The sequence below is a fragment of the Streptomyces corchorusii genome, assembly GCF_001514055.1.
Taxonomy (GTDB): domain Bacteria; phylum Actinomycetota; class Actinomycetes; order Streptomycetales; family Streptomycetaceae; genus Streptomyces; species Streptomyces olivaceoviridis.
The window spans coordinates 512,984-535,873 of record NZ_KQ948358.1 but is presented as its reverse complement, the minus strand read 5'-3'; the positions used below and the strand labels follow the sequence as shown (position 1 = coordinate 535,873).

The window sequence follows — 22,890 nt, the reverse complement described above, 5'->3', positions numbered from 1 at the left end:
CCAATACAGCTAGTCCTTCAGCCGTTCCCGCACCCGCTCCCTCAGCCAGGACATCTCGAAGCCCCGGGGGTCCACCTTCCCCGGCTGCCACTCCCGGTGGCCGATGACCGACCGTTCCGTCCACCCGTGGTGCCGGCACAGCGCCGCGGCGGCCCGCTCGATCGCCTCAAGCTGTTCGTCCGGCCACGGGTCTTCCCCGTCGCCGAGGTTCTCGCACTCGAAGCCGTAGAAGTACCGGTTGCCGTCGGTGTTCGCCTCGTTGTCCGGCGGCAGCCCCTTCTCGGCGATCACCGCGCGCAGCACCTCGTCGTCCCCGAGCCCGGCGTGGTTGGCGCGGCCGTAGCCGACCAGGTGGACCGTGCCGTCCTTGGTGATCACGCCGTGGCACAGCGGGCCCGGCAGGTCGGGGTGGCCGTCCCGGCACAGTTCCACCGTGCGTGCGCTGCCCTTGGTCACCGTGTGGTGGATCATCACGCCGTGCACCGGACCCCAGGGGCCCTTGTGATTGCGGTTGTGGTGCTGCCAGTCGCCGACCTCGACGACCGTGACGCCCTCCGCCCTGAGCGCGTCCAGGAACCTGCTCGCCGACATGGGTGGGGCCATGCCCGACTCCTTCGTGCCGTGCCCGTGCCGCCGCCGGTCGCGGCTGCCGGATGTCCTGCCTGCTTCTACCGAAACCGGATGTCACGGAACACATCGTTCGTACGGTGTGCGAGCCGATCCGGACAGACGGGGGCATGCCGTGCGGGCCGGGACGAGGTCCCCCGTCGTGCCCAGTAATCCGATGATCCATTCCCCCTCTTTCGGGTAATGGCGCGCACACGCTCCGTGCTGGGACGCTCGATACGAGACCGGTGCCCGGTGCACTTCGGCACCGGGCATACATGGGAGGGCATTTCTCTATGTCGGTAGGCGAAGAGGTCCGCACGGATCAGGGCAGGCCGCAGCAGTCCCTCGGGACGGCGGCCGCGCGGAACCTGGCCACCACCACCAAGTCCGCTCCGCAGATGCAGGAGATCAGCTCCCGCTGGCTGCTGCGCACACTTCCCTGGGTGGACGTCCAGGGCGGCACGTACCGGGTGAACCGGCGTCTCACGTACGCCGTCGGCGACGGCCGGATCACCTTCGTGAAGACCGGTAACCAGGTGGAGGTCATCCCGGACGAACTGGGCGAGCTGCCGGCCCTGCGGTCGTACGAGGACGGGGAGGTGCTGACCGAACTGGCCCGCCGCTGCCGGCAGCGCGACTTCGCGCCCGGCGAGGTGATCGCCGACTTCGGCAACCAGACGGACGAGGTCTACCTGCTCGCCCACGGCCGGGTGGAGAAGGTCGGCACGGGTCCCTACGGCGACGACGCCGTCCTCGGCGTCCTCGCCGACGGCGCCTACTTCGGCGACCAGGCGCTGCTGGACCCGGAGGCGATCTGGGAGTACACCGTCCGCGCGGACACCTCGACCACGGTGCTGATCCTCAGCCGCCAGGACTTCCAGCAGGTCGCGGAGCGTTCCGACTCGCTGCGCGCGCACCTGGAACGGCTGCGCTCGATCCCCGAGCAGCGGACCAACAAGTACGGGGAGAAGGAGGTCGAGCTGGCGGCCGGCCATTCCGGAGAGCCCGACATCCCGCACACCTTCGTGGACTACGAGCCACGGCCCCGCGAGTACGAACTGAGCATCGCCCAGACCGTGCTGCGCATCCACTCGCGCGTGGCCGACCTCTACAACCAGCCGATGAACCAGACCGAGCAGCAGTTGCGGCTCACGGTCGAGGCGTTGAAGGAGCGTCAGGAGCACGAGCTGGTCAACAACCCGGAGTTCGGTCTGCTCAGCAACTGCGAGTACGACCAGCGGATCCAGCCGCACGACGGCGTGCCGAGTCCGGACGACCTGGACGAGCTGCTCAGCCGCCGCCGCGGCACCAAGCTCCTTCTGGCCCACCCGCGCGCCATCGCCGCGATCGGGCGCGAGCTGAACAAGCGCGGGCTCGTCCCGGAGACCATCGACATCGCCGGCAACCGCATCCCCACCTGGCGCGGGGTGCCGATCTACCCGTGCAACAAGATCCCGATCAGCGAGGCCCGCACGACCTCCATCATCGCCATGCGTACCGGCGAGGCCGACCAGGGCGTCATCGGCCTCAGGCAGTCCGGCATCCCGGACGAGATCGAGCCGAGCCTGTCCGTCCGGTTCATGGGTATCAACGAGCAGGCCATCATCAAGTACCTGGTCACGGCCTACTACTCGGCCGCGGTCCTGGTGCCCGACGCGCTCGGCGTGCTGGAGAACGTCGAGATCGGTCGATGGAGGTGACGTTTCCGCACGTCGCGGCCGTGTCCCCGCCCCCGGGGGCGGGTAGGCCCTCGGGGTACGCGTCCGGCCGGGCCGATGACGTCGTACTCCGCGGACCTGGCGAGGGGGAGGCATGGCCGAGTTCATGACGGAGACCGAAGCGCGTTCCTCCGGTGTGCCGCGTCCCGGCACACCGGGGGAGCCGCCCGAGAAGGCCGGGGACGGCGCCGCCGGTCCGCTCGACGGACACGAGGCGGCGGCCCAGCTGGAGCGCGCCCGGGCACTGGTCGACCCGGAGCTGCGCGCGGCCGTGGAGTCGCTGCCCGGTTCCATGCGCCGGATCGCGAGCTACCACTTCGGCTGGCAGCACGCCGACGGCACCCCGGCGGCGGGCAACGCGGGCAAGGCGATCAGACCCGCGCTCGTGCTGGCGGCTGCCGCCGCGCTCGGTGGCCCGGCGGCCCGGGCGGCGGCCGTCCCGGCGGCAGCGGCGGTCGAACTGGTCCACAACTTCACGCTGTTGCACGACGACGTGATGGACCGGGACGCCACCCGCCGCCACCGGCCGACGGCCTGGACCGTGTTCGGCGACGCCGACGCGATCCTCGCCGGGGACGCCCTCCAGGCGCTGGCCCTGCGGCTGCTCGCCGAGGCTCCGCACCCGGCCTCCGTGCCGGCCGCGGCCCGGCTCGCGGCCTGTGTCGTGGAGCTGTGCGAGGGCCAGCACGCCGACACCGACCTGGAGCGGTGCGCGCCGGACGCGGTCACCCTGGACGAGGTGCTCGCGATGGCCGAGGCCAAGACCGGCGCCCTGCTGGGCTGTGCCTGCGCGCTCGGCGCGCTGTACGCGGGCGCGGGCGAGGAGGAGGTGGCCGCGCTCGACGGCTTCGGCCGGCAGGCCGGGCTCGCCTTCCAGCTCATCGACGACGTCATCGGCATATGGGGGGACCCGCGGCACACCGGTAAGCCGGCCGGCGCGGATCTCGCCGCCCGCAAGAAGTCCCTGCCGGTGGTGGCGGCGCTCACCTCCGGCACCCCGGCGGCGGCCGAGCTCGCCGCGCTGTACGGGACGCCGTACCGCGAGGAGGAGGCGGAGGCCGGGGAGCTCGCGCGTACGGCGCTGGCGGTGGAACGGGCGGGCGGCCGGGACTGGGCGCAGGCCGAGGCGGCCGACCGGATGGCCCGGGCCATGCAGGAGCTGGCCCGAGCGGTCCCCGATCCGGAGGCGGCGGGCGGTCTGCTGGCGCTCGCCGAGTTCGTGACCCGGCGCACCAACTGAGGGCCGCCCGTCCCGGCGGCCGAACAGAACCCGGAGTCCCCGGGCCCGTGCGGCTCCTGACCTCGCACGGTCATCGGGGGCTCCGGCCAGGCGGCCCCCGCACACTTCCACAGGGTGCGGGGGCCGCCGATCCCTCGACGACGGACGCCGGGGCCGTCGCGGGAAGGAGCGCGGAAAGGAGCGCTGGGGGCGCCACCGATCTACCCTGAGGACATGGACAGCGAGGAACACGTCTGTCCCGTCTGCGGACAGCCCGTGGAAACGGTCGTCAAGCGGCACAAGACCCTGGGCGCCTGGGTGCCGGTCTGGGGCCCCGGTCCCTGCCGCGACCCCGACTGCGCGGCGTACGCCGGGACCGGCCTCCGGCCCGCCGGGCAGGAGCGTTCCGCCGGTGCGCGGGCCCGGCCGGGCGGCGGCAGCGGTCCGCAGGACCCGTCGTCGGCGGGCGCCGGGAACAGCGCCGTCTGAGCACGCGGTCTGAGCATGCCGTCTGAGCACAGGGGGCGGGTGGGGCGCCGTAGCGTGGGCGCATGCCGAAACTGCCGTACATCCTGCACATCACCGAGCGCTCCCTGTGGGAGGCGGCGCGTGAGCGCGGCGCCTACGAGATGTCCACCCGGGGCCGCACCCTCCAGGAGGAGGGTTTCATCCACTGCTCCACCCGCGAGCAGCTCCCGCGCATCGCCGACTTCCTCTACGGCGGTTACGACGGCCCGGACGAGCTGGTCGTGCTGGTCGTGGACCCGGCGCGGGTCGGGGCACCGGTGAAGTACGAGTCCGTCGAGCCGGGCGGGGAGGAGTTCCCGCACGTGTACGGGCCCGTACCGGTCGAAGCGGTGGTGGACGTGGAGTCGTGGGGCTGAGACGGGGGGGCTGGAGCCTGGGACGGGAAACGGAGAAGGCAGTGCACGGACGGTTCCGCGTGCGCCTGGGCTCCCCGGATGACGATCCGCCGGACGACCGAACAGGTCGGCGTGCAGCGGGACTTCCGGGGCAGGAGTCGGCGGGCGGCTTCAGCCCGTGGGGCGTTCGAGGAAGCGGAGCTGGTTGCCGGCCGGGTCCCGGAAGGCGCAGTCGCGCACTCCGTACGGCTGGTCCATCGGCTCCTGGAGGACGTCGGCGCCGGACGCGCGTACCCGCTCGTACAGCGCGTCGCAGTCGGGCGTGGTGAAGATGACGCCGCGCAGCAGGCCCTTGGCGAGGAGTTCGTTGAGCGCCTGCTTGTCGGCGGGGGAGGCGTCCGGGCTCGCGTCCGGCGGCTCCAGGACGATCTCCACGTCGGGCTGGAGCGGGGAGCCCAGGGTCACCCAGCGCATCCCCTCGAAGCCCACGTCGTTGCGGATCTCCAGACCGAGCACATCGCGGTAGAAGGCGATGGCCTTGTCGTGGTCGTCCACGGCAAGGAAACACTGCGCGAGTTTCACGTCCATGGACTCACCCTAGAGCCGAGGGCCGGGGTCGCGCCTCAGTACGGGCGGCGGCGCGGCCGGGTCAGCCTGCGGGCCACACAGGGCGGGATCGCCGCGGTCTCCTGGTGATCGCGGGCGCGGTAGGCGCTCGGCGTCTCGCCGACCAGCTCGGTGAAGCGGGAGCTGAAGGAGCCCAGCGAGGTACAGCCGACGGCGAGGCACACCTCGGTCACGCTGAGATCGCCCCGGCGCAGCAGCGCCTTGGCCCGCTCGATCCGCCGGGTCATCAGGTAGCCGTACGGCGTCTCCCCGAACGCCTTGCGGAAGCTGCGCTGGAAGTGGCCCGGGGACATGAGGGCGTCACGGGCCAGCTCGGTCATGTCGAGCGGCTCGGCGTACTCGCGGTCCATGCGGTCACGCACGCGCCGCAGCCGTCTGAGGTCCTCCAGGGCGGTCACCCGCTCAGCTTCGCACGGACGGTGCCGTGCAGTCCCACGGGTTCGTTCGCCCTGGGGCTCGCGGCGTCCTCGTCCGGTCCCCGCACGTGCCGACAGGCTTGCTCGTACACTCACTCCTGACATGGCATTCATGAGCACCCCGCACTGCTGCTTCCTGTGACCGGAAGGCGTTGAGGGCGATACCGAACGGCATCGCCCTCCTTGGTGTGCCTGCTGCGTGAACCACGTTCCGACACTGCTCGCCTCTTCTTGAGGCAGCGACGCTCCGAGCGCGCGCAGGCACGGTCCCTTCCCTTCACCTTTGCGAGGAGTCCTCGTGTCCGTGTCGCTCCCCCCTGCCCTCGAACTGTCCCTGGACCTGCTGCGCTGCCCGACGTGCCGGACGCGCCGCCTGCACCCCGAACACGGCGCACTGCGCTGTCCGCTGGGCCACACCTTCGACATCGCCCGCCACGGCTACGCCGGCCTGCTGACAGGCACCCGCGCCACCAGCGGTGACGACGCGGCCATGGTCCAGGCCCGGGACCGGTTCCTGTCCACCGGCGCCTACGCGCCCATCCGCCACATCGGGGCCGGCCTCGCCGCCGACGCCGTGTCCGAGCGGGCCACGGTTGTGGACGTGGGGTGCGGCACCGGCTACTACCTGGCCGGCGTACTCGATCAGGTGCCGGGCGCCCGTGGTCTGGGGCTGGACACATCGGTGCGCGCGCTACGCTCGGCAGCCCGTGCCCACGACCGAGCCGCCGCGGTGGCCTGGGACGTCTTCCGTTCCTTCCCGCTGGCCGACGGGGTGGCCGACGTCGTGCTGAACGTGTTCGCCCCGCGCAACCCGGCCGAGTTCCGCCGGGTGCTGCGCCCGACCGGCCGGTTGATCGTGATCCGTCCCACCGCGCGGCACCTGGCCGAGCTGCGCGGCCGGTTGCCCGGGATGGTCACGATCGACCCGGCCAAGGAACAGCGCCTGCACCGGACGCTGGACCCCTTCTTCGAGGCCGCCGTCACCGAACAGGTGGAGTACTCCGCGACCCTGACCAGGGCGGATGCCGTGGATCTGATAGCGATGACACCGAGCGCACGCCACGTGAGCAGTGCGGACCTCAACGATGACGGCCCCCTGCCCGATCAGGTCACCGTCTCGGTGCTGGCCACCGCGTACCAGCCTCGGTGACGGGGGATCTCGATGGCCAGGGCACGGAGGGCCTCCTTCTCGGCGCCGTAGATCGTGCGGACCTGGCGAGGTGCTCGTCGCGGGTGGAGGCCGGATGAAGAAGACCGCACCCGGTCCGTCAGGACGCCGTGGGTGGCGGGCTGGGGGCCGGGTGCGGTCGGGGAGATGCTGCGATCACAGGAATCGCAGGTCAGAAGGCGTGAGGGAAGATCAGGCCTTCTTGGTCTCCCAGAAAATCTTGTCGATCTGGGCGATGTAGTCCAGCGCCTTCTGGCCCGTCGCCGGGTCGGTGGACGCCTTGGCGGCCGAGAGGGCCTTCAGGGTGTCGTTGACCAGCTGGTGCAGCTCCGGGTACTTCTCGAAGTGCGGGGCCTTGAAGTAGTCGCTCCAGAGCACGGAGACGTGGTGCTTGGCCAGCTCCGCGCGCTGCTCCTTGATGACGGTGGCGCGCGCCTGGAAGTGGGGGTCGTCGTTACCGGCCATCTTCTCCTGGACGGCCTTCACCGACTCCGCCTCGATGCGGGCCTGGGCCGGGTCGTACACGCCGCAGGGCAGGTCGCAGTGGGCGCTGACCTTGACCTTGGGGGCAAACAGGCGGGAAAGCATGGAGCATTCCTTCCTCGTGATCGTCTTCTCAGGTGCGACATTACTCCCTGTGGAAGGCGATTTCTCGGGTGCCCCCTAGGGCTTAGGACAAAAGTCCAGGGTGAGACTGAGACTGTGGAGGAACGGACCGGGGAGGTGCCGGGGATGCCGGAGCTGTCGCAGGAGACCGAACGGGGGAGGGCCGTGGCGCCCTTCGGACTGGCCGAGGTGACCGGCCCGTCCATGGTGCCCACGCTGCACCACGGGGATCAGCTGCTCGTGCGGTACGGAGGTGCGGTCAGGCCCGGGGACGTCGTGGTCCTGCGTCATCCGTTCCAGCAGGACCTGCTGGTCGTCAAGCGTGCCGTGGAGCGGCGCGAGGGCGGCTGGTGGGTGCTCGGCGACAACCCGTACGCGGGCGGGGACAGCACCGACTACGGGGTCGTGCCCGACGAGCTGATCCTCGGGACGGCCAGGTTCCGGTTCCGTCCGCTGCGGGCCGGTCAGCGCTCGCCGCTCACGCTGCTGCGCTGGGCGCTCTCGGCGGCGAGGCCGCTGCTGCCCGACCGGTCGGCCTCCAGGCGCTTGCGGGCCCGGTAGGCGGCGACGTTGGCGCGGGTGGCACAGCGGTCCGAGCAGTAGCGGCGGGAGCGGTTGGTCGAGGTGTCCAGGTAGGCGTTGCGGCACGGGGCGGCTTCGCACAGGCCGAGCCGGTCGACGCCGTACTCGGTGAGGTGGAAGGCCAGTCCCATCGCCGCGATCGCCGCGTAGCCGGCGGTGGCGTTGGACGGGTGGTCGGCCAGGTGCATGTGCCACAGCGGGCGGCCGTCCTCGTCGCGGTGGTCGTGCCCGGAGATCTGCGGGCTGACCGGGAACTCCAGCAGCAGGGAGTTCAGCAGGTCCACGGCCAGGGTCTCGTCGCCCTGGTCGGCGGCCTCGAAGACCCCGCGCAGCCGCGCCCGGACCGAGCGGAAGCGCGTGACATCGGCGTCGGTGGCGCGGCGGGCCGCCGACGAGTTGTCGCCGAAGAGATCGCGGACGGCCTCGACCGTGGTCAGGGTGTCCCTGCCCCGGGCCGGTTCCTCGCTGTTGACGAGACGTACGGCGTAATCCGAGTAATAGGCCAGTTCCACTTGTAGTCCTTACGGAGGCGCTTTATCGTCGGGTCTGCGGTCGGGTAACAGCCGGTCGTGCTTCCAGGGTATTACGCGAACCGAGGGGAGTCGGGGTTCCATGACGACGAGTACCGGAACCGACTGGGCGGCTTGGCAGGAGAGCTGGGACCGGCAGCAGGAGTGGTACATGCCGGACCGTGAGGAACGGTTCCGGATCATGCTCGACATGGTCGAGGCGCTCGTGGGCACGGCCCCCCGCGTGCTGGACCTCGCGTGCGGCACCGGCAGCATCACCGCCCGGCTGCTGCGGCGCTTCCCCGACGCCACCAGCACCGGCGTCGACCTCGACCCCGCGCTGCTCGCCATCGCCCACGGCACCTTCGCCGGCGACGACCGGGTCTCCCTCGTCAACGCCGACCTCAAGGACCCCGACTGGCCGGCCAAGCTGCCGTACGACTCCTACGACGCCGTACTGACCGCCACGGCCCTCCACTGGCTGCACAGCGAACCCCTCGCGGCCCTCTACGGTCAGGTCGCGGGGCTGGTCCGCGACGGCGGTGTCTTCATGAACGCGGACCACATGATCGACGACACCACGCCCCGGATCAACGCGGCCGAGCGCGCCCAGCGCCACGCCCGCATGGATCAGGCCAAGCGGGACGGCGCCCTGGACTGGGCGGACTGGTGGCAGCTCGCCGCCCAGGACCCGGTCCTCGCCGAGCCGACCGCCCGCCGCTTCGAGATCTACGGCGAACACGCGGACGGGGACGTGCCGTCGGCCGCGTGGCACACGCGCACCCTGCTCGCCCAGGGCTTCGGCGAGGCCCGGCCGGTGTGGTGCTCGCCGTCCGACACGCTGCTCCTCGCCGTCAAGTAGCCCGGCGCCCGGCACGCACAGAGGCGGTACGAGCAGTCGTACACGCACAGAGGCGGTACGAGCAGTCGTACCGCCTCTTCCGCGTCCTCCGGCACCCGTCTTGAGCGGTCCCCGGCCGAACGCCCGCCTGACGGGCGAGGGCGGTACGGAGGTCCCGTACCGCCCTCGCCCGGTGTGACGTCGGAGCACGTCCCGTCGGTGCGCCTGGCTCAGAGCACCTTGGACAGGAACGACTGCGTCCGCTCGTGCTGCGGGTTCGTCAGGACGTCCCGCGGGTGGCCGGATTCCACCACCACACCGTCGTCCATGAACACCAGGCTGTCGCCCACCTCGCGGGCGAAGCCCATCTCGTGGGTGACGACGACCATGGTCATGCCGGACTCGGCGAGGTCCCGCATGACGTCCAGGACGTCACCGACCAGCTCCGGGTCCAGGGCCGAGGTCGGCTCGTCGAACAGCATCAGCTTCGGGTCCATCGCCAGCGCCCGGGCGATCGCCACGCGCTGCTGCTGGCCGCCGGAGAGCTGCGAAGGGTAGTGCCCGGCCCGGTCGGCCAGGCCCACGCGCTCCAGCAACTGCATGGCACGCTCCTTGGCCTGTGCCCGGTTCGCGCCCTTGACCTGCACCGGCGCCTCCATGACGTTCTCCACGGCCGTCATGTGCGGGAACAGGTTGAAGCGCTGGAAGACCATGCCGATGTCCCGGCGCTTCATCGCGACCTCACGGTCGCGCAGCTCGTACAGCTTGTCGCCCTGCTGGCGGTAGCCGACCAGCTCGCCGTCGACGTACAGCCGCCCGGCGTTGATCTTCTCCAGGTGGTTGATGCACCGCAGGAAGGTCGACTTGCCGGAACCGGAGGGGCCGATGAGGCAGAACACCTCGCCCGGCTCGACCTCCAGGTCGATGCCCTTCAGCACCTCGACATGGCCGAAGGACTTGTGGACGTCCTGCGCCTTGACCATCGGGACGGTGCCCTTGGCCGGGGTGTCCTGCATCTTGCTCAGCTTGTCGGTCATGCCATGCCTCCCTTAGGCCGGCCCAGGGAGAGCATGTTGGTCTTCACCTTCTGCCACGGCGTCGGCGGCAACTGGCGGCTGGAGCCGCGGGCGTAGTACCGCTCGATGTAGTACTGGCCGACGCTCAGCACCGAGGTCATGATCAGGTACCAGGCCGCGGCGAGGAAGTACATCTCCACCGGGGCGCCGGAGTTCTGGCCGATGTCCTGGGCGTAACGGAACAGCTCGGGATACTGGACGGCCGCCACGAGCGAGGTCGTCTTCAGCATGTTGATCACTTCGTTGCCCGTCGGCGGCACGATCACGCGCATCGCCTGCGGGATGACCACCCGGCGCAGCGTCTTGCCGTGGCTCATGCCGAGCGCGTGGGCCGCCTCGGTCTGGCCCTCGTCCACCGCCAGCAGGCCCGCCCGGCAGATCTCGGCCATGTACGCCGCCTCGTTCAGGCCCAGGCCGAGCAACGCCGTCAGCAGCGGCGTCATGAAGTTCGACCAGTAGTCCTTGTAGAACGGCATCAGGTTGATGTACTCGAAGACCAGGCCCAGGTTGAACCAGAGGAACAGCTGGACCAGGACCGGGGTACCGCGGAAGAACCAGATGTAGAACCAGGCGATGGACGAGGTCACCGGGTTCTTCGACAGCCGCATCACCGCGAGGACGATGCCGCCGACGATGCCGATCAGCATCGACAGCACCGTCAGCAGGAGGGTCTTGCCGACACCGGTGAGGATGCGGTCGTCGAAGAAGTAGTCCGGCACCGCGTGCCAGTTGATCCGGCCCTGGCCGAACGCGTAGATGATCGCGACGAGGAGCGCGATCGCGATGACGGCGGAGACATAGCGTCCGTAGTGCCGGACCGGAATGGCCTTGATGGCCTCCGCGCCGGCCGGGGGCGTGTCCACCGGCCCCGCCGTCTTGTCGATGTCAGTCACGGGAATTGCCTCTCAGTGGCCGCTTGGTGCCGCGGGTCACTTACCGCCGTTGATCACGGACTCCTTGACGGCGCCGTCCTGCGCGCCCCACTTTTCGAGGATCCTCTGGTACTCGCCGTTCTTGATGATCGCGTCCATCGCGGCCTGGAGGGCGTCGCGCAGCTGGGTCTCCTTCCTGGAGACCGCGATGCCGTACGGGGCCGCCTCGACCTGGTCGCCGACGATCTCGAAGTCCTTGCCGCCGCCGGAGGTCTTCACCGCGTACGCCGCCACCGGGAAGTCGGCGGAAACGGCGTCCGCGCCGCCCGAGCGCAGCCGGGTCTGGGCCTGCTGGTTGTCGTCGAAGGCCTCGATGGCGAGCTTCTTGCCGCTCGGACACTTCTTGGCCTGCTGCTTGGCCAGGTCCTCCGAGGTGGTGCCGCGCTGGACGGCGAGCTTCTTGCCGCACAGGTCGTCCCAGGTCGTGATGCCCTTGGTGTCGCCCTTGCGGGTGTATATGGAGACACCGGCGGTCAGGTAGTCGACGAAGTCGACGCCCTCACCGACCTTCTTGCCGGTGTCCGGGTCCACGCCCTCCTGACGGTTCTTGTTGTCCGTCATGGCCGACATGGCGATGTCGTACCGGTCCGAGCGCAGACCGGTGAGCAGGGCGTCGAAGGTGCCGTTCTGGAAGTCGAACGTCACCCCGAGCTGCTTGCCGAGGGCCGCCGCCAGGTCGGGGTCCAGGCCGACGACCTTGCCGGCGGAGTCCTTGTACTCCACCGGGGCGTACGCGATGTCCGAACCGACCCTGATCGTGCCCTTGCTCCGGATCTCCTGCGGGAGCTTGTCGGCGAGCGGGGCGCTGCTGGCGGAAGCGCTGCCGGAGTTCTCGTTCTTGTCCTTGGTCTGGTCACCGCAACCGGTGATCAGCAGGGCCCCTGCGACCGCGATCGCGCCGGCCGCGGCCAGACGGGAGCGCGCTGCGGTCGTACGACGGGTGGAGCTTGCGGTCATCGTGGTTCCTCCGGCGGATGGAAGAGTTGCCGATGGGTCGACGGAAACACACACCTTCGGGTGTCGCGACCTCGTGGGTTTACGGCATCTTGCCATTCGGTCTGCGCCAATCAGGGGCGTCGCCATGTCAAAATCGGATAACGGGTGACCCCCGAACCGCATCAGGTCGGTACATCCTTGGTCCATCGCCACCGAACATCTGCGGGAATCCAGCGCGCCGGCCGGAAAATCTTCAGCCTGTCTCAGGATGCGGTCACTCCTTCGCCTGCCCCATCGGCCGCTCTCGGGTGTTTTCGGGCCATTCCGGTCCACCCCCGCGCGTCATCTGCGTGTCGTCTTCCGGTTCCGTGATGTGACCTTGCACCTATTGGACTCGTCGCGGGCGCCGTCCGTCCGGTAAGAAGGTTCTTTACACCCCTCATCCGGGGCTCAGGGCGCGTGTGCGGCGCGCCCGTCGCGTATGAGCTCGTACGTATCCGCAATCGAGCCGTACGCGGTGCCCGCCCACCCCTCACCAGGAGTGGTCGACCCTCAAACCATGCATACCTAAGGGGTACAACAAAGTGGCAGCGGAGATCGTCAATCCTCGCAGCGACGGCACGACGGACCAGGACGGCGGGGCGGAGCCCCTCGATTCCTTCGATCCGGCGTTCGCGCTGCACCGCGGCGGCAAGATGGCCGTGCAGGCCACCGTGCCGGTCCGCGACAAGGACGACCTTTCCCTCGCGTACACGCCCGGCGTCGCGCGCGTGTGCACCGCGATCGCGGAAGCGCCGGAGCTGGTCAACGACTACACATGGAAGTCCAACGTGGTCGCCGTCGTCACCGACGGTACGGCCGTGCTCGGACTCGGGGACATCGGTCCCCAGGCCTCCCTCCCCGTGATGGAGGGCAAGGCGATCCTGTTCAAGCAGTTCGGCGGCGTCGACGCGGTGCCGATCGCGCTCGACTGCACCGACGTGGACGACATCGTCGAGACCGTCGTCCGGCTCGCTCCCTCCTTCGGCGGAGTCAACCTGGAGGACATCTCGGCGCCCCGGTGCTTCGAGATCGAGCGCCGGCTCCAGGAGCGCCTGGACATCCCGGTCTTCCACGACGACCAGCACGGTACGGCCGTCGTGACGCTCGCGGCGCTGCGGAACGCGGCGCGGCTCAGCGGGCGCGAGATCGGTCAGTTGCGGGCCGTCATCTCCGGTGCCGGCGCGGCCGGTGTCGCCATCGCCAAGATGCTGATCGAGGCCGGCATCGGTGACGTGGCGGTGGCCGACCGCAAGGGCGTGGTGTCGGCCGAGCGGGGGGACCTGACCCCGGTCAAGCGGGAAGTGGCCGGCTTCACGAACAAGGCCGGCCTCACCGGCTCGCTGGAGGACGCCCTCGCGGGCGCCGACGTCTTCATCGGCGTCTCCGGCGGTACGGTCCCCGAGGAGGCCGTCGCCTCCATGGCCGAGGGCGCCTTCGTGTTCGCGATGGCCAACCCGAACCCCGAGGTGCACCCGGACGTCGCGCACAAGTACGCCGCGGTCGTCGCCACCGGTCGCTCGGACTTCCCGAACCAGATCAACAACGTGCTGGCCTTCCCCGGGATCTTCGCGGGCGCGCTCCAGGTGCGGGCCACGCGGATCACCGAGGGGATGAAGATCGCCGCCGCCGAGGCGCTGGCCGCGGTGGTCGGTGACGATCTCGCCGCCGACTACGTGATCCCCTCTCCGTTCGACGAGCGGGTCGCTCCCGCCGTCACGTCGGCGGTCGCCGCCGCCGCGCGGGCCGAGGGCGTGGCTCGTCGGTGACGTTGCGCCGAGGAGTTCCGAGTGGCGCCGAGTAGCTCCGAGGAACTCCGAGGAGCGCCGCGTGGTGCTGGGTAGTGCTTCTTCGTAGAGCTGGGTAGTGCTGACCGGCCCCGTCCGTGCGGACGGGGCCGGTCCTTTGGTGCACCCGCCCGCCCGTCCCGCGGTTCGGACGGTGCCGTTCGCGGGTGCCGGTGGGCGTGCGCCGCACGGGTGTCGTCGCGCAAGAGGGCATGTGTCACACGGGGTCCTGGTTCCGTCGGCCGCAACGCGCACCTATCGTCGGCAGCATGTTCGCCGTCTACGCCGCCCGAATCGACCGCGACCAGCCGCTCACCGGCCTTGAGTTGGGAGAGCGCCCGGCTCCCGAGGCCCGCCCCGGCTGGAGCACCGTCACCGTGCGGGCCGCTTCCCTCAATCACCACGACCTCTGGTCCCTGCGAGGCGTCGGCCTCCCGGAGGACCGGCTGCCCATGATCCTCGGCTGCGACGCCGCCGGAGTCGACGCGGACGGCAACGAGGTCGTCCTGCACTCCGTCATCGGCCAGACCGGCCACGGCGTCGGCCCCGACGAGCCGCGCTCCATCCTCACCGAGCGGTACCAGGGCACCTTCGCCGAACAGGTCGCCGTGCCGACCTGGAACATCCTGCCCAAGCCGAAGGAGCTGTCCTTCGCCGAGGCGGCCTGTCTGCCGACCGCCTGGCTGACGGCGTACCGGATGCTGTTCACCAACGCCGGGGTACGACCCGGTGACTCGGTCCTCGTGCAGGGCGCGGGCGGCGGTGTCGCCACGGCCGCGATCGTCCTCGGCAAGGCCGCCGGACTGCGGGTCTTCGCCACCAGCCGGGACGAGGCCAAGCGGAAGCGGGCCCTGGAGCTGGGCGCGGTGGAGGCCGTGGAGCCCGGGGCGCGGCTGCCGCAGCGGGTGGACGCCGTCATCGAGACCGTCGGCGCCGCCACCTGGTCCCACTCCGTGAAGTCCCTGCGGCCCGGCGGGACGCTCGTCATCTCCGGTGCCACCAGTGGGGACCGGCCCTCGCACGCCGAGCTGACCCGGATCTTCTTCCTCGAACTGAAGGTGGTCGGCTCCACCATGGGCACCAAGGACGAGCTGGAGGACCTGCTCGCCTTCTGCGCCGCGACGGGGGTGCGACCCGTCATCGACGAGGAGCTGCCGCTGGACCGGGCCCGGGAGGGCTTCGAACGGCTGGCTTCCGGGGAGCAGTTCGGGAAGATCGTGCTGACCAACTCCTGATGTTTGGGGGTCTGTTGGGCTGAACGGTCGAGCGGCTGGGAGGCCCAGCGGTTGAGAGGTCGGGAGGCGGGTCCGGGATCTCGGGCCCGCCTTTCGCACGTCTTGGCTGTCAACTGGGGTTGACGTCTGAGGGGTGTCAACCTAGATTGACAATATGAGTGAGGCAACCGATCTCGCCGAGCGCGCCGGTGACCGTGATCCACGGGTCGGACTGCGGGCCGTGGCCGCGCTGCGCCGGCTGCTGGAGCAGTTGGAGGCGGTACAGGTGCGCAGCGCGCGCAATCAGGGCTGGTCGTGGCAGGAGATCGCCACGGAGTTGGGTGTCAGCAGGCAGGCCGTGCACAAGAAGTACGGGAGGCATTGATGTTCGAGCGGTTCACCAAGGACGCCCGGGCGGTGGTCGAGGGGGCGTTCGCGCACGCGCAGGACGGTGGGGCGCGGTCCGTGGACGCCGAGCATCTGCTGTTGGCGCTCACCGTGGTGCCGGGGGTGGCGGGGGAGGTGTTGGCGGATCACGGGGTGACGTTTGAAGGGGTGTCGCGGGTGTGCCCGGCGGCTCGGTTGGCTGGGGGGTGAGCGTTGGCTTCGCCTTGGCGGTGTTTTCCCACCCGCCCACCCGACTCGGTCGGCTGGGAGGTGGACGCCTCGGGGCTCCGCCCCGGACCCCGGATGCTTTCCCACCCGCCCACCCGACTCGGTCCGCTGGGAGGTGGACGTCCGGAGGCTTCGCCTCGGGGGGCGGGGTGACCGGCCGCCCCGTCCGGGTGGGGCGGGTGGTAGGGGGCTTCGGCCCGGTTCGGGCGGGTTGAGGTAGGGGTCCGTCTGGCCTCGGCCGTGGAGAGACTTCGGCGCCCGGCCGCCCGCCCGCCCGGATCGGTCGGGATGGCTGGGCGGCCGGTCGGCTCGGTTCGCTGAGGTACCAGGGGCCTGGCTCGGTTGGCTGAGGTGTCAGGGCCTGGGCTCGGTCGGCTGGGGTGTGAGAGTCCTGGCTCGGTTGGCTGGTGTCAGGGCTTGGGGGCGTGGAGCAGGGCTGCGATGTGAGCCGCCGCTGTGGAGAGGTGGTGGCGGGCCTCGCGGAGTTGGGTGGGGGTGACGCCGTGGTCGCGGGCCGCGTCGCGGATGTCGTCGCGGAAGCGGTCCAGGAGGCGGTCCAGGTCGCGGGCCGGGTCGCCGGTGGTGTCCTCGTGGGCCCAGGAGGGCTCGTAGTCGGCGGGGAAGTCCTCCCGGGGGGAGGTGTGATGCGGTTCTTCGGCGGGGCGGCCGAAGGTCCAGTCCCTGCTGAAGTCCTTGCCCAAGTCCCCGAGCTCCTTGGCCAGTTCCGTCAGGCCCTCGCGGACGCCGGTCGGCCAGTCGCCGCGCGTGAAGTGGTCCTGGACGCGGTCCTGGACGCGGCGGGCGATGCGCTGCATCTCCTCCTGCGCCTGGGCCCGTGCCCGTGCCTGTGCCTCCTGGGCCTGGCGGCGGGCCCGCTGGGCCTCCTCGCGGGCCCGGCGGCTCTCGTCCTTGGCGCGCCGCGCCTGCTCCTTCCACTCCTGCTTGACCCGGCGCATCTCCTCCTTGGCGGTCTTCCAGGCCTCCTTCTCGCTCATCTCGCCGTACTCCCCGAAGGAGTGCTCGGCCCCGGACGCCTTGGTGCCACGGCGGGCCTCGGAGGCGGCGGCGCGCACCTCGCGGCGCAGGTCGCCGGCGGCGCCGCGCACGTCGGCCCTTATCTCGGCGGCCAGTTCCGCGACCGACTCGCGGATCTCCAGCTCCAGGTCGGCCAGCTCACCGCTGCGGTCGGCGAGTTCGGCGCGGCCGGCGTCCGTGATGGCGTACACCTTGCGGCCGCCCTCGGTGGTGTGCCGGACCAGGCCCTCCGCCTCCAGCTTGGCCAGGCGGGGGTAGACCGTGCCGGCCGAGGGGGCGTACAGGCCCTGGAAGCGCTCCTCAAGAAGCCTGATGACCTCGTAGCCGTGGCGCGGGGCCTCGTCGAGCAGCTTGAGCAGGTACAGGCGGAGGCGGCCGTGGGCGAAGACGGGAGGCATGTCAGAGCACCTTCTTGTCGGTCGTTCCGTCGGCCGGGTCGCCGGTGGAAGCGGGGCCACCGGCGGTGCCGGTGGTGTCCCCGGCGGCGTCCCGGCCGGAGACGGAATTGTCTCCCGGAGTGCCGGGGGAGTGGTCGGCCGGGTGGGGCGCGGTCTCCCAGGGGGTGCTCTCGTCGTCGTCCCGGGGTGGGCGGCGCAGCAGGGCGATCGAACCGGAGACCGTGGTGGCGCGCAGTTTGCCGGTGCCGGCGCCGAGGCGTCCGGTGATCTTGTGCGTGCCCCACTGGCCGTGCACCCGCAGACCGTCGAAGGCGTTGGAGATCGTGCCGCTCGCGGTGTTCGCCTCCACCTCGGCGTCGGCCGGGTGCGGCAGGCGGATGGCGATCTCGCCCGAGACGCTGGTGAGGCCGATGTCCGTGGGGCCGTCCGGGTCCAGGTCGACGATCATGGAGCCGCTGACGGTGTCGGCGCGCACGGAGGAGCCGGAGCCCTCGACCACGGTCAGGTCGCCGGAGACCGAGTGGTACCGCAGGTCGCCGGTGACCGCCTGGGCCTCCAGGCTCCCCGAGACGGTGTCCGCGCGGACCGGGCCCGACACCCCGACCAGGGTGGTGTCGCCGGTCACCCCCTTGACCACCGCGGGGCCGCGGATGCCGGAGACGACCGCGGCGGCGCCGACCACGCCCACCTCCACGCGCGTGTCGGCGGGGACCGCGAGGGAGACGACGGCGCTGCGGCGCCAGCCCTTCCGGTCGAGCCACTTGAGGAAGCCCTTCCAGGGCAGGTCCTCGTAGGCCACCGTGAGGGTGGTGCCGTTCCGGGTGACGATCAGGGGCGGGCCTTCCAGTTCCGAGACCTCCAGGCGGGCCGAGCCCTCGTCCGTGCCCACCACGTTCACCGTGCCGTTGACGATGCGGACCTGGAGGTCGCGCACGGGGGTGTCGAAGGTCAGCTTCTGGGGTTCGGTGACGGACCACTCGGGCATGGGGCCTCCTCGGCTGGCCAGGGCACGTGTCGCGACACGCCATATCGCGTTCTCCGAGAATCACGATATATCGTGGCCGTCGGAAGTCAAGGCGCTCGTTCGGGGGACGCCGCGACGGGACCGGGCCGAGCCCGGCCGTCCGGGCCGGTCCCGGCGGGGTCCCACTGGTCCCGGCCGGGACCCGGCGGCGACATAGGCTGGTGGGAGTTGTTGTCAGGCTGATGTATCTGCTGGAGATGGGCACCGATGTACTTCACCGACCGCGGTATCGAGGAGTTGGAGAAGCGGCGTGGCGAGGAAGAGGTCACCTTCGAGTGGCTGGCGGAGCAGTTGCGTACGTTCGTGGACCTGAACCCGGACTTCGAGGTGCCCGTGGAACGCCTGGCCACCTGGCTCGCGCGGCTCGATGACGAGGAGGACGAGTAGGGGCGGCCACCGGCCGTATCCTTCGCCGGCCCACCTCTTCCCCTCCCCCTCTTCCTCCCCGGGAGTTAGCCTTCTCCTCCCATCGGCGAACGGGGGCGTCATGGCTGGAGGAATCGAACGCGTGCGCCTGGACGACGGAACCGTCGTCTGGGCGAGGATCAGCGCCGCCGCCGAGGAGGCGCTGGACGAGGACGGCTACTGGGACACCGGGCTCGGCGACCGGGTCATCGACATGGCGGGGGGACTGGCCGGCACGGTCGGTGGCGTCGTGCGCTCCCTGCGCGCCGGTCTGGACACACCGGCACCCGTCGAGGTCTCCGTCGGCTTCGGTATCGAACTGACGGCGCAGTCCGGCAAGATCGTGAGTGCCATCGCCGAGGGCGGCGGCACATCCTCCCTCACCGTGTCCCTGACCTGGACCGAACCGGCCACGGCAGCGGACGGGGCGGACCCGGCGACGACGGGCGGCCCGGTCGTACCGCCGCAGTCCCCGGCTCCCGGCGCCGTATGAGCGCCTTCGACGAGATGGTGCGCCCCTCCCTCGCGCGCATCGGCGCACCGGGTGACGGGTATGCAACGGACCGTGACTCGTACTGGGGGTCGGGGTTCTTCATAGCCCCGGGTTGGCTGTTGACCTGCGCCCACGTCGTGGGGAAGGGGGGAGCCGCGGTGTGCCGAGGGCAGAGCGCCCTGAGCGTGACCTGGCAGGAGCGCACCGCCGACGGCGCCTGGGAGCCGCGCGGCGGCACCGGGACGGCCGTCGTCGTCGCGCCCCGGCCCGAGGCCGGGCGGCCGGCGCGTGACCCCTGGCCGTTCCCCGACCTCGCGCTCGTCCGGGTGACCGGCGCCGACGAGGTGCGCTGCCTGTGGCTCGGCGACCGGGAAGCCGGACCGCGCACCCCGCTCGGGCTCTACGGCTGGTCGGTGCAGACCGGCGAGCTGGGCATCCGGCAGGGCAGCGGCGAACTCGCCGGTTCCGACGCCCGCGCCCTGCTGCTCACCGGCATCCTGCCCGTCGGCGGACTCTCCGGCGGACCGGCGCTCGACCTGCGGCACGGCTCCGTCATCGGCGTGATCAAAGGGCGCCGGCGGGAGGAGGGCGTCGCCGTACCGGTCACCGCGCTGTACGAACTGCTGGACTCGCGCGAGGCCGGACGCGCGGTGCGCGAGGTGCTGCGCGCCCACGACCTCCATCACGCGAGCCTCCTCGGCGCCTCCTCGCCGTACCCGCACTGGACCGCCGTCCAGGCCACCCTGCCCGGTCACACGTCCTCCGTCTCCGGAATCAGCACCGAACTGCGCACCCGGCTGTACGGCCATCTCGCGCACCTGCCGCCGCCGGCCGGGGCGGGCGAGGTCGTCCACCTCGTGGAGGACGTGAAGGAGCAGGTGCGGGGCGAACGGCTGCCGTCGCTGGTGCTGCGGAACGTCCGCACCTGGCGCGAGGGCGCCGCGCTGCTGTACGGCCTGCGCACGCTGGACCCCGGCGGCGGTGGCACGCTGGTCGACCTGGACGCCGTACTGCTGTACGCCGCCCGGGTGGCCCGCAAGGCCGCGCGCGAGCACGCCGGGGAGGTGGAGGCGGAGCGGCTGCGGGCGTTCACCGAGTGGATAGCCGGGCAGGCCGCCGGTCACCGGCACTGGGCGGTCGGCGAGGCGATCCGCGCGCTGCTGGAGGGCGCCGAGGGGGCGGGGCCGGCCGACGGCCCTACCCCGGCTGTGCCCGGTGGGCTGTCCGGCGGCCGGCCTGACGGCCCGTACGGCAGCGGGCTCGGTGGCCCGCCCGGCAGTCAGCCCGATGGCATGTCCGGTGGCAGGTCCGGCAGCCCCTCCAACGGAGTGCCCGTGCCGAACGGGGCGGTCGTGGCTCCGGCGCAGGCCGTTCCGGCACAGAGCGGAGCCGTCGACGTGCCGACCCCGGTCGGCGCCCTGGAAGCGTCGTCCGTCCCGGAAGCACTGTCCGTCCTGGAAGCGCCCTCTGCCCTCGAAGCGCCGTCCACCGTCGAGTGCCTCGGTGCGCCGTCATCCACCGGGCCCGGCGCGGCGCCGCTTCCCGCCGGGTCCGCTCACCCGCCCGCGGGAGGCCACGCGATCCAGCCGCACGCCACCGTCCCGTCCCTCCCCACCCTTTCCCCCGGCACCCGCACCGACGTCCTCGTCAAGGTCGGCCCGGCCACCTACGGCCGGCACCCCTGGAGCGTGCAGTTGATCTACGGCGGGCAGGACGTCACGCCGGTCGACGGGGACGACCGGGGGGTGCGGGCCGAGGAGCTGGCGCGGGTGCTGCGGGAGCCGTTGGCCACGGCGCTGAACCAGGGCGACCACGGAGAGCACCTCGCGGCGATCGAGGTCTTCCTGCCCCGCAAGCTGTTCGACCTCCCGGTGGACGACTGGCAGTTGCTCCCCGATCCGTCGCCCACCACAGCCGCCACGGCCACCACGGCCTTCGACGACGAGAACCACGAGGGTGACGAGGGCGACGAGTACGACGAGGACGACGACTTCGTGGACGAGCGGGCCCTGCCGCTCGGGATGCGGCGGACCGTCGTCGTCCGGGACGTCCGGCGCAACGGCCTGCCGCCCTCCCCGGAGTGGCGCCGCCGCTGGAAGGGCGTCCTGCGCGGACCGCTGGCGCACGGGACGCTCAACGGGCGGCCCGCCGCCGAGGGGCATCCGCCGGGGGCCCGGGCCGGGGGCAGGTTCCCGTACTACGGCGCCCTGTCGGCGATGAGCGACGCGTCCGTGCCCGTCTACTGCGGTCCCGTCGGCAGCGGTGAGGGCTACGCGGCGATGCGGGACGCGCTGCGGTCCGGGCACGCGGTGGTGCTGTGGCGCCGCGACCAGCACGATCACGACGAGTGCGGGGACTTCCACCGGCAGGCCGCCGACCTGCTGGGCCTCGCCGGGCACGCGGACGGGCTGCACGGTCCGGTCCGCGATCTGCGCATCCGCCTGGCCGATCCGGACACCGCCCGGGCACACGGCCTGCGCGGCAAGATCGCCGTACTGTTCGACCCGCCGCCGGACCGGACGCCGTACGGGACGGAGAGCATGCGACCGCCGCCGCTGGCCGCGCCCGGCGGCTGACCCGCCGGCGCCCCGCCGCTCCCGGCGCGCGCCCCGTCAACTCCGCCGAGTCGGACGGGTGTTCGCGGAAGGGGCGGAGGGGGCGCCGTACGCCGCGAACCTCGGCGGGCGCGGCCGACGGGCGGTAGCCTCGTACGTCGGACGGCCGGGCCCGCTGCATGATCACCAGAGCCGGGAGGAGCCCAAGGTGAACGACTGGCGGATCTACCGCGGAGTGGGTCAGCCGCACGACGGCATGCGGCGGTTGCCGGCGCCGCCGCCGTGGCGTGACTTCGCCGCCTCCCGGGACGGCGCGGACAGCGGCCCGGAAGATCCCAGCAGCGCCCGCCGGCTCGGCGTGCGCCGCCGCCTGGTCGAGAACTACGCGCCCCGGCCGGCCGAGGTCGACGCGGTCAACGCGGCCCTCTATCTGCGCCGGCCCCTGCTGGTCACCGGCAACCCGGGCACCGGCAAGTCGACCCTGGCGTACGCGATCGCCCATGAACTCGGCCTGGGCAAGGTGCTGCGCTGGCCCGTCGTCAGCCGTACCACCCTCCAGGACGGCCTGTACCGGTACGACGCCATCGCCCGGCTCCAGGACGTCCAGCTGGAGCGCGCCGGCGGGGGCGACCGCGGTACCACGGCCTCCGGGATCGGCTCCTACATCCGCCTCGGACCGCTCGGCACCGCGCTCCTGCCCGCCGAGCGGCCCCGCGTCCTGCTCATCGACGAGCTGGACAAGAGCGACCTCGACCTGCCCAACGACCTGTTGAACACCCTGGAGGAGGGCGAGTTCTCGGTCCCCGAGCTGGAACGGCTGGCCGACCGGGAACCCGTCGTCGAGGTGCTCACGCACGACGGCGACCGGGTGGCCGTGCGCGGCGGGCGCGTCGCGTGCACCGCGTTCCCGGTCATCGTGATGACCTCCAACGGCGAACGCGACTTCCCCGCCCCGCTGCTGCGCCGCTGCGTCCAGCTCGAACTGGACCCGCCCGGCGAGGAGCAGCTCACCGCCATGGTCGAGGCACACCTCGGCGCGGACGGCGTCGCCGCCGGCGGCGATCTCATCCGCCGCTTCCTGGAGCGGGAACCCGGCGAGGTGCTCGCCGCCGACCAGCTCCTCAACGCCCTGTTCCTCACGCAGTACGATCCGCACGCGCAGGGCCTCACCCGCGAGCGGATCGCCGAGATGCTGATGCAACCGCTCGACCGTACGAGGTGAG

General features: G+C 71.6%; 25 protein-coding genes. 15 read left to right on the top strand and 10 right to left on the bottom strand.

Annotated features, from left to right (window positions below; all coding sequences use genetic code 11):
- Positions 1–9 precede the first annotated feature (9 nt).
- Positions 10–603 (bottom strand): N-acetylmuramoyl-L-alanine amidase, encoded by a 594-nt coding sequence (locus AQJ11_RS23445; protein WP_014674920.1) that lies wholly within the window; start codon positions 601–603, stop codon positions 10–12.
- A gap of 299 nt (positions 604–902) precedes the next feature.
- Between AQJ11_RS23445 and AQJ11_RS23440 the strand changes: the two genes are divergently transcribed.
- The 4 genes from AQJ11_RS23440 to AQJ11_RS23425 all read left to right on the top strand — a co-directional run bounded on the left by AQJ11_RS23440 (position 903) and on the right by AQJ11_RS23425 (position 4,430).
- On the top strand, positions 903–2,309 hold the full coding sequence (locus AQJ11_RS23440; RefSeq protein WP_014674922.1) for a family 2B encapsulin nanocompartment shell protein: 1,407 nt from the start codon (positions 903–905) through the stop codon (positions 2,307–2,309).
- Between the two features lie 112 nt (positions 2,310–2,421).
- Positions 2,422–3,567 (top strand): family 2 encapsulin nanocompartment cargo protein polyprenyl transferase, encoded by a 1,146-nt coding sequence (locus AQJ11_RS23435; protein WP_014674923.1) that lies wholly within the window; start codon positions 2,422–2,424, stop codon positions 3,565–3,567.
- Between the two features lie 213 nt (positions 3,568–3,780).
- The gene (locus AQJ11_RS23430) at positions 3,781–4,035 is read left to right on the top strand and encodes a hypothetical protein (protein ID WP_059264241.1); all 255 of its coding nucleotides are present in this window, start codon (positions 3,781–3,783) and stop codon (positions 4,033–4,035) included.
- Between the two features lie 62 nt (positions 4,036–4,097).
- On the top strand, positions 4,098–4,430 hold the full coding sequence (locus tag AQJ11_RS23425) for a DUF952 domain-containing protein (protein ID WP_014674925.1): 333 nt from the start codon (positions 4,098–4,100) through the stop codon (positions 4,428–4,430).
- A gap of 150 nt (positions 4,431–4,580) precedes the next feature.
- Here AQJ11_RS23425 and AQJ11_RS23420 read toward each other — a convergent pair whose 3' ends face one another.
- Together AQJ11_RS23420 and AQJ11_RS23415 are read right to left on the bottom strand one after the other, a co-directional pair.
- Complete coding sequence (locus AQJ11_RS23420) at positions 4,581–4,997, bottom strand: VOC family protein (RefSeq protein ID WP_014674926.1); 417 nt, start codon at positions 4,995–4,997, stop codon at positions 4,581–4,583.
- Positions 4,998–5,032: 35 nt separating this feature from the next.
- A complete protein-coding gene (locus tag AQJ11_RS23415) occupies positions 5,033–5,434 on the bottom strand; it encodes a helix-turn-helix transcriptional regulator (protein WP_059264240.1) in 402 nt (133 codons plus the stop codon).
- A gap of 316 nt (positions 5,435–5,750) precedes the next feature.
- Between AQJ11_RS23415 and AQJ11_RS23410 the strand changes: the two genes are divergently transcribed.
- Positions 5,751–6,602 carry a methyltransferase domain-containing protein gene (locus tag AQJ11_RS23410; protein WP_208616591.1) on the top strand — a complete coding sequence of 284 codons (852 nt, stop codon included), beginning with the start codon at positions 5,751–5,753 and terminating at the stop codon, positions 6,600–6,602.
- Positions 6,603–6,812: 210 nt separating this feature from the next.
- Here the strand turns inward: AQJ11_RS23410 and sodN are convergent, their stop codons facing one another.
- On the bottom strand, positions 6,813–7,208 hold the full coding sequence (gene sodN, locus AQJ11_RS23405; RefSeq protein ID WP_014674929.1) for a superoxide dismutase, Ni: 396 nt from the start codon (positions 7,206–7,208) through the stop codon (positions 6,813–6,815).
- A 144-nt stretch (positions 7,209–7,352) separates the two neighbouring features.
- Here sodN and sodX point away from each other — a divergent pair, with 144 nt between their 5' ends.
- The gene (sodX, locus tag AQJ11_RS23400; protein WP_041665990.1) at positions 7,353–7,787 is read left to right on the top strand and encodes a nickel-type superoxide dismutase maturation protease; all 435 of its coding nucleotides are present in this window, start codon (positions 7,353–7,355) and stop codon (positions 7,785–7,787) included.
- Here the strand turns inward: sodX and AQJ11_RS23395 are convergent.
- Positions 7,691–8,320, bottom strand: coding sequence for a CGNR zinc finger domain-containing protein (locus tag AQJ11_RS23395; RefSeq protein WP_014674930.1), 630 nt, complete (start codon positions 8,318–8,320; stop codon positions 7,691–7,693). The genes sodX and AQJ11_RS23395 overlap by 97 nt on opposite strands.
- A gap of 100 nt (positions 8,321–8,420) precedes the next feature.
- Between AQJ11_RS23395 and AQJ11_RS23390 the strand changes: the two genes are divergently transcribed.
- Entirely contained in the window at positions 8,421–9,179 is a 759-nt protein-coding gene (locus tag AQJ11_RS23390; protein WP_059264239.1) for a class I SAM-dependent methyltransferase, read from the top strand.
- Between the two features lie 209 nt (positions 9,180–9,388).
- Here the strand turns inward: AQJ11_RS23390 and AQJ11_RS23385 are convergent, their stop codons facing one another.
- The 3 genes from AQJ11_RS23385 to AQJ11_RS23375 are packed head-to-tail and all read right to left on the bottom strand — an operon-like array spanning position 9,389 to position 12,123.
- Positions 9,389–10,141 carry an amino acid ABC transporter ATP-binding protein gene (locus AQJ11_RS23385; protein ID WP_059264268.1) on the bottom strand — a complete coding sequence of 251 codons (753 nt, stop codon included), beginning with the start codon at positions 10,139–10,141 and terminating at the stop codon, positions 9,389–9,391.
- Between the two features lie 50 nt (positions 10,142–10,191).
- On the bottom strand, positions 10,192–11,127 hold the full coding sequence (locus AQJ11_RS23380) for an amino acid ABC transporter permease (protein ID WP_014674933.1): 936 nt from the start codon (positions 11,125–11,127) through the stop codon (positions 10,192–10,194).
- 36 nt (positions 11,128–11,163) lie between these two features.
- On the bottom strand, positions 11,164–12,123 hold the full coding sequence (locus AQJ11_RS23375) for an ABC transporter substrate-binding protein (protein ID WP_059264238.1): 960 nt from the start codon (positions 12,121–12,123) through the stop codon (positions 11,164–11,166).
- A 563-nt stretch (positions 12,124–12,686) separates the two neighbouring features.
- Between AQJ11_RS23375 and AQJ11_RS23370 the strand changes: the two genes are divergently transcribed.
- The 4 genes from AQJ11_RS23370 to AQJ11_RS23355 all read left to right on the top strand — a co-directional run bounded on the left by AQJ11_RS23370 (position 12,687) and on the right by AQJ11_RS23355 (position 15,739).
- Positions 12,687–13,910 (top strand): NAD(P)-dependent malic enzyme, encoded by a 1,224-nt coding sequence (locus tag AQJ11_RS23370; RefSeq protein WP_014674935.1) that lies wholly within the window; start codon positions 12,687–12,689, stop codon positions 13,908–13,910.
- A 287-nt stretch (positions 13,911–14,197) separates the two neighbouring features.
- Positions 14,198–15,163: a zinc-binding dehydrogenase gene (locus AQJ11_RS23365; RefSeq protein WP_030992977.1), complete on the top strand. Its 966-nt coding sequence runs from the start codon at positions 14,198–14,200 to the stop codon at positions 15,161–15,163.
- Between the two features lie 154 nt (positions 15,164–15,317).
- A complete protein-coding gene (locus tag AQJ11_RS23360; protein ID WP_059264237.1) occupies positions 15,318–15,527 on the top strand; it encodes a helix-turn-helix domain-containing protein in 210 nt (69 codons plus the stop codon).
- Complete coding sequence (locus tag AQJ11_RS23355; protein WP_059264236.1) at positions 15,527–15,739, top strand: Clp protease N-terminal domain-containing protein; 213 nt, start codon at positions 15,527–15,529, stop codon at positions 15,737–15,739. Before AQJ11_RS23360 ends, AQJ11_RS23355 begins: the two co-directional genes overlap by 1 nt.
- Positions 15,740–16,167: 428 nt before the next feature.
- Here the strand turns inward: AQJ11_RS23355 and AQJ11_RS23350 are convergent, their stop codons facing one another.
- Positions 16,168–17,190 (bottom strand): PadR family transcriptional regulator, encoded by a 1,023-nt coding sequence (locus tag AQJ11_RS23350; RefSeq protein ID WP_059264235.1) that lies wholly within the window; start codon positions 17,188–17,190, stop codon positions 16,168–16,170.
- A gap of 1 nt (position 17,191) precedes the next feature.
- Positions 17,192–18,175 (bottom strand): DUF4097 family beta strand repeat-containing protein, encoded by a 984-nt coding sequence (locus AQJ11_RS23345; RefSeq protein WP_059264234.1) that lies wholly within the window; start codon positions 18,173–18,175, stop codon positions 17,192–17,194.
- 246 nt (positions 18,176–18,421) lie between these two features.
- On the opposite strand from AQJ11_RS23345, the gene AQJ11_RS23340 reads away from it, so the two are divergent.
- From AQJ11_RS23340 to AQJ11_RS23325, 4 genes are all read left to right on the top strand, one after another.
- Positions 18,422–18,601, top strand: a complete 180-nt coding sequence (locus tag AQJ11_RS23340) for a DUF6104 family protein (protein ID WP_014674941.1) — start codon at positions 18,422–18,424, stop codon at positions 18,599–18,601.
- A gap of 100 nt (positions 18,602–18,701) precedes the next feature.
- Positions 18,702–19,112: a CU044_2847 family protein gene (locus AQJ11_RS23335; protein WP_244218324.1), complete on the top strand. Its 411-nt coding sequence runs from the start codon at positions 18,702–18,704 to the stop codon at positions 19,110–19,112.
- Positions 19,109–21,688: a VMAP-C domain-containing protein gene (locus AQJ11_RS23330; RefSeq protein WP_244218323.1), complete on the top strand. Its 2,580-nt coding sequence runs from the start codon at positions 19,109–19,111 to the stop codon at positions 21,686–21,688. The genes AQJ11_RS23335 and AQJ11_RS23330 overlap by 4 nt, the downstream gene beginning before the upstream one ends.
- 187 nt (positions 21,689–21,875) lie before the next feature.
- Positions 21,876–22,889, top strand: a complete 1,014-nt coding sequence (locus tag AQJ11_RS23325; protein WP_014674944.1) for an AAA family ATPase — start codon at positions 21,876–21,878, stop codon at positions 22,887–22,889.
- Position 22,890: the final 1 nt, after the last annotated feature.

Excerpts from the sequence above, each read along its gene's own strand:
- AQJ11_RS23350 (WP_059264235.1), bottom strand. The coding sequence starts at position 17,190 with ATGCCTCCCGTCTTCGCCCACGGCCGCCTCCGCCTGTACCTGCTCAAG.
- AQJ11_RS23355 (WP_059264236.1), top strand. The coding sequence starts at position 15,527 with ATGTTCGAGCGGTTCACCAAGGACGCCCGGGCGGTGGTCGAGGGGGCG.
- AQJ11_RS23340 (WP_014674941.1), top strand. The coding sequence starts at position 18,422 with ATGTACTTCACCGACCGCGGTATCGAGGAGTTGGAGAAGCGGCGTGGC.
- sodN (WP_014674929.1), bottom strand. The coding sequence starts at position 7,208 with ATGCTTTCCCGCCTGTTTGCCCCCAAGGTCAAGGTCAGCGCCCACTGC.
- AQJ11_RS23425 (WP_014674925.1), top strand. The coding sequence starts at position 4,098 with ATGCCGAAACTGCCGTACATCCTGCACATCACCGAGCGCTCCCTGTGG.
- AQJ11_RS23330 (WP_244218323.1), top strand. The coding sequence starts at position 19,109 with ATGAGCGCCTTCGACGAGATGGTGCGCCCCTCCCTCGCGCGCATCGGC.
- sodX (WP_041665990.1), top strand. The coding sequence starts at position 7,353 with ATGCCGGAGCTGTCGCAGGAGACCGAACGGGGGAGGGCCGTGGCGCCC.
- AQJ11_RS23430 (WP_059264241.1), top strand. The coding sequence starts at position 3,781 with ATGGACAGCGAGGAACACGTCTGTCCCGTCTGCGGACAGCCCGTGGAA.
- AQJ11_RS23385 (WP_059264268.1), bottom strand. The coding sequence starts at position 10,141 with ATGGTCAAGGCGCAGGACGTCCACAAGTCCTTCGGCCATGTCGAGGTG.
- AQJ11_RS23375 (WP_059264238.1), bottom strand. The coding sequence starts at position 12,123 with ATGACCGCAAGCTCCACCCGTCGTACGACCGCAGCGCGCTCCCGTCTG.
- AQJ11_RS23440 (WP_014674922.1), top strand. The coding sequence starts at position 903 with ATGTCGGTAGGCGAAGAGGTCCGCACGGATCAGGGCAGGCCGCAGCAG.
- AQJ11_RS23345 (WP_059264234.1), bottom strand. The coding sequence starts at position 18,175 with ATGCCCGAGTGGTCCGTCACCGAACCCCAGAAGCTGACCTTCGACACC.
- AQJ11_RS23365 (WP_030992977.1), top strand. The coding sequence starts at position 14,198 with ATGTTCGCCGTCTACGCCGCCCGAATCGACCGCGACCAGCCGCTCACC.
- AQJ11_RS23420 (WP_014674926.1), bottom strand. The coding sequence starts at position 4,997 with ATGGACGTGAAACTCGCGCAGTGTTTCCTTGCCGTGGACGACCACGAC.
- AQJ11_RS23445 (WP_014674920.1), bottom strand. The coding sequence starts at position 603 with ATGGCCCCACCCATGTCGGCGAGCAGGTTCCTGGACGCGCTCAGGGCG.
- AQJ11_RS23360 (WP_059264237.1), top strand. The coding sequence starts at position 15,318 with ATGAGTGAGGCAACCGATCTCGCCGAGCGCGCCGGTGACCGTGATCCA.
- AQJ11_RS23435 (WP_014674923.1), top strand. The coding sequence starts at position 2,422 with ATGGCCGAGTTCATGACGGAGACCGAAGCGCGTTCCTCCGGTGTGCCG.
- AQJ11_RS23335 (WP_244218324.1), top strand. The coding sequence starts at position 18,702 with ATGGCTGGAGGAATCGAACGCGTGCGCCTGGACGACGGAACCGTCGTC.
- AQJ11_RS23390 (WP_059264239.1), top strand. The coding sequence starts at position 8,421 with ATGACGACGAGTACCGGAACCGACTGGGCGGCTTGGCAGGAGAGCTGG.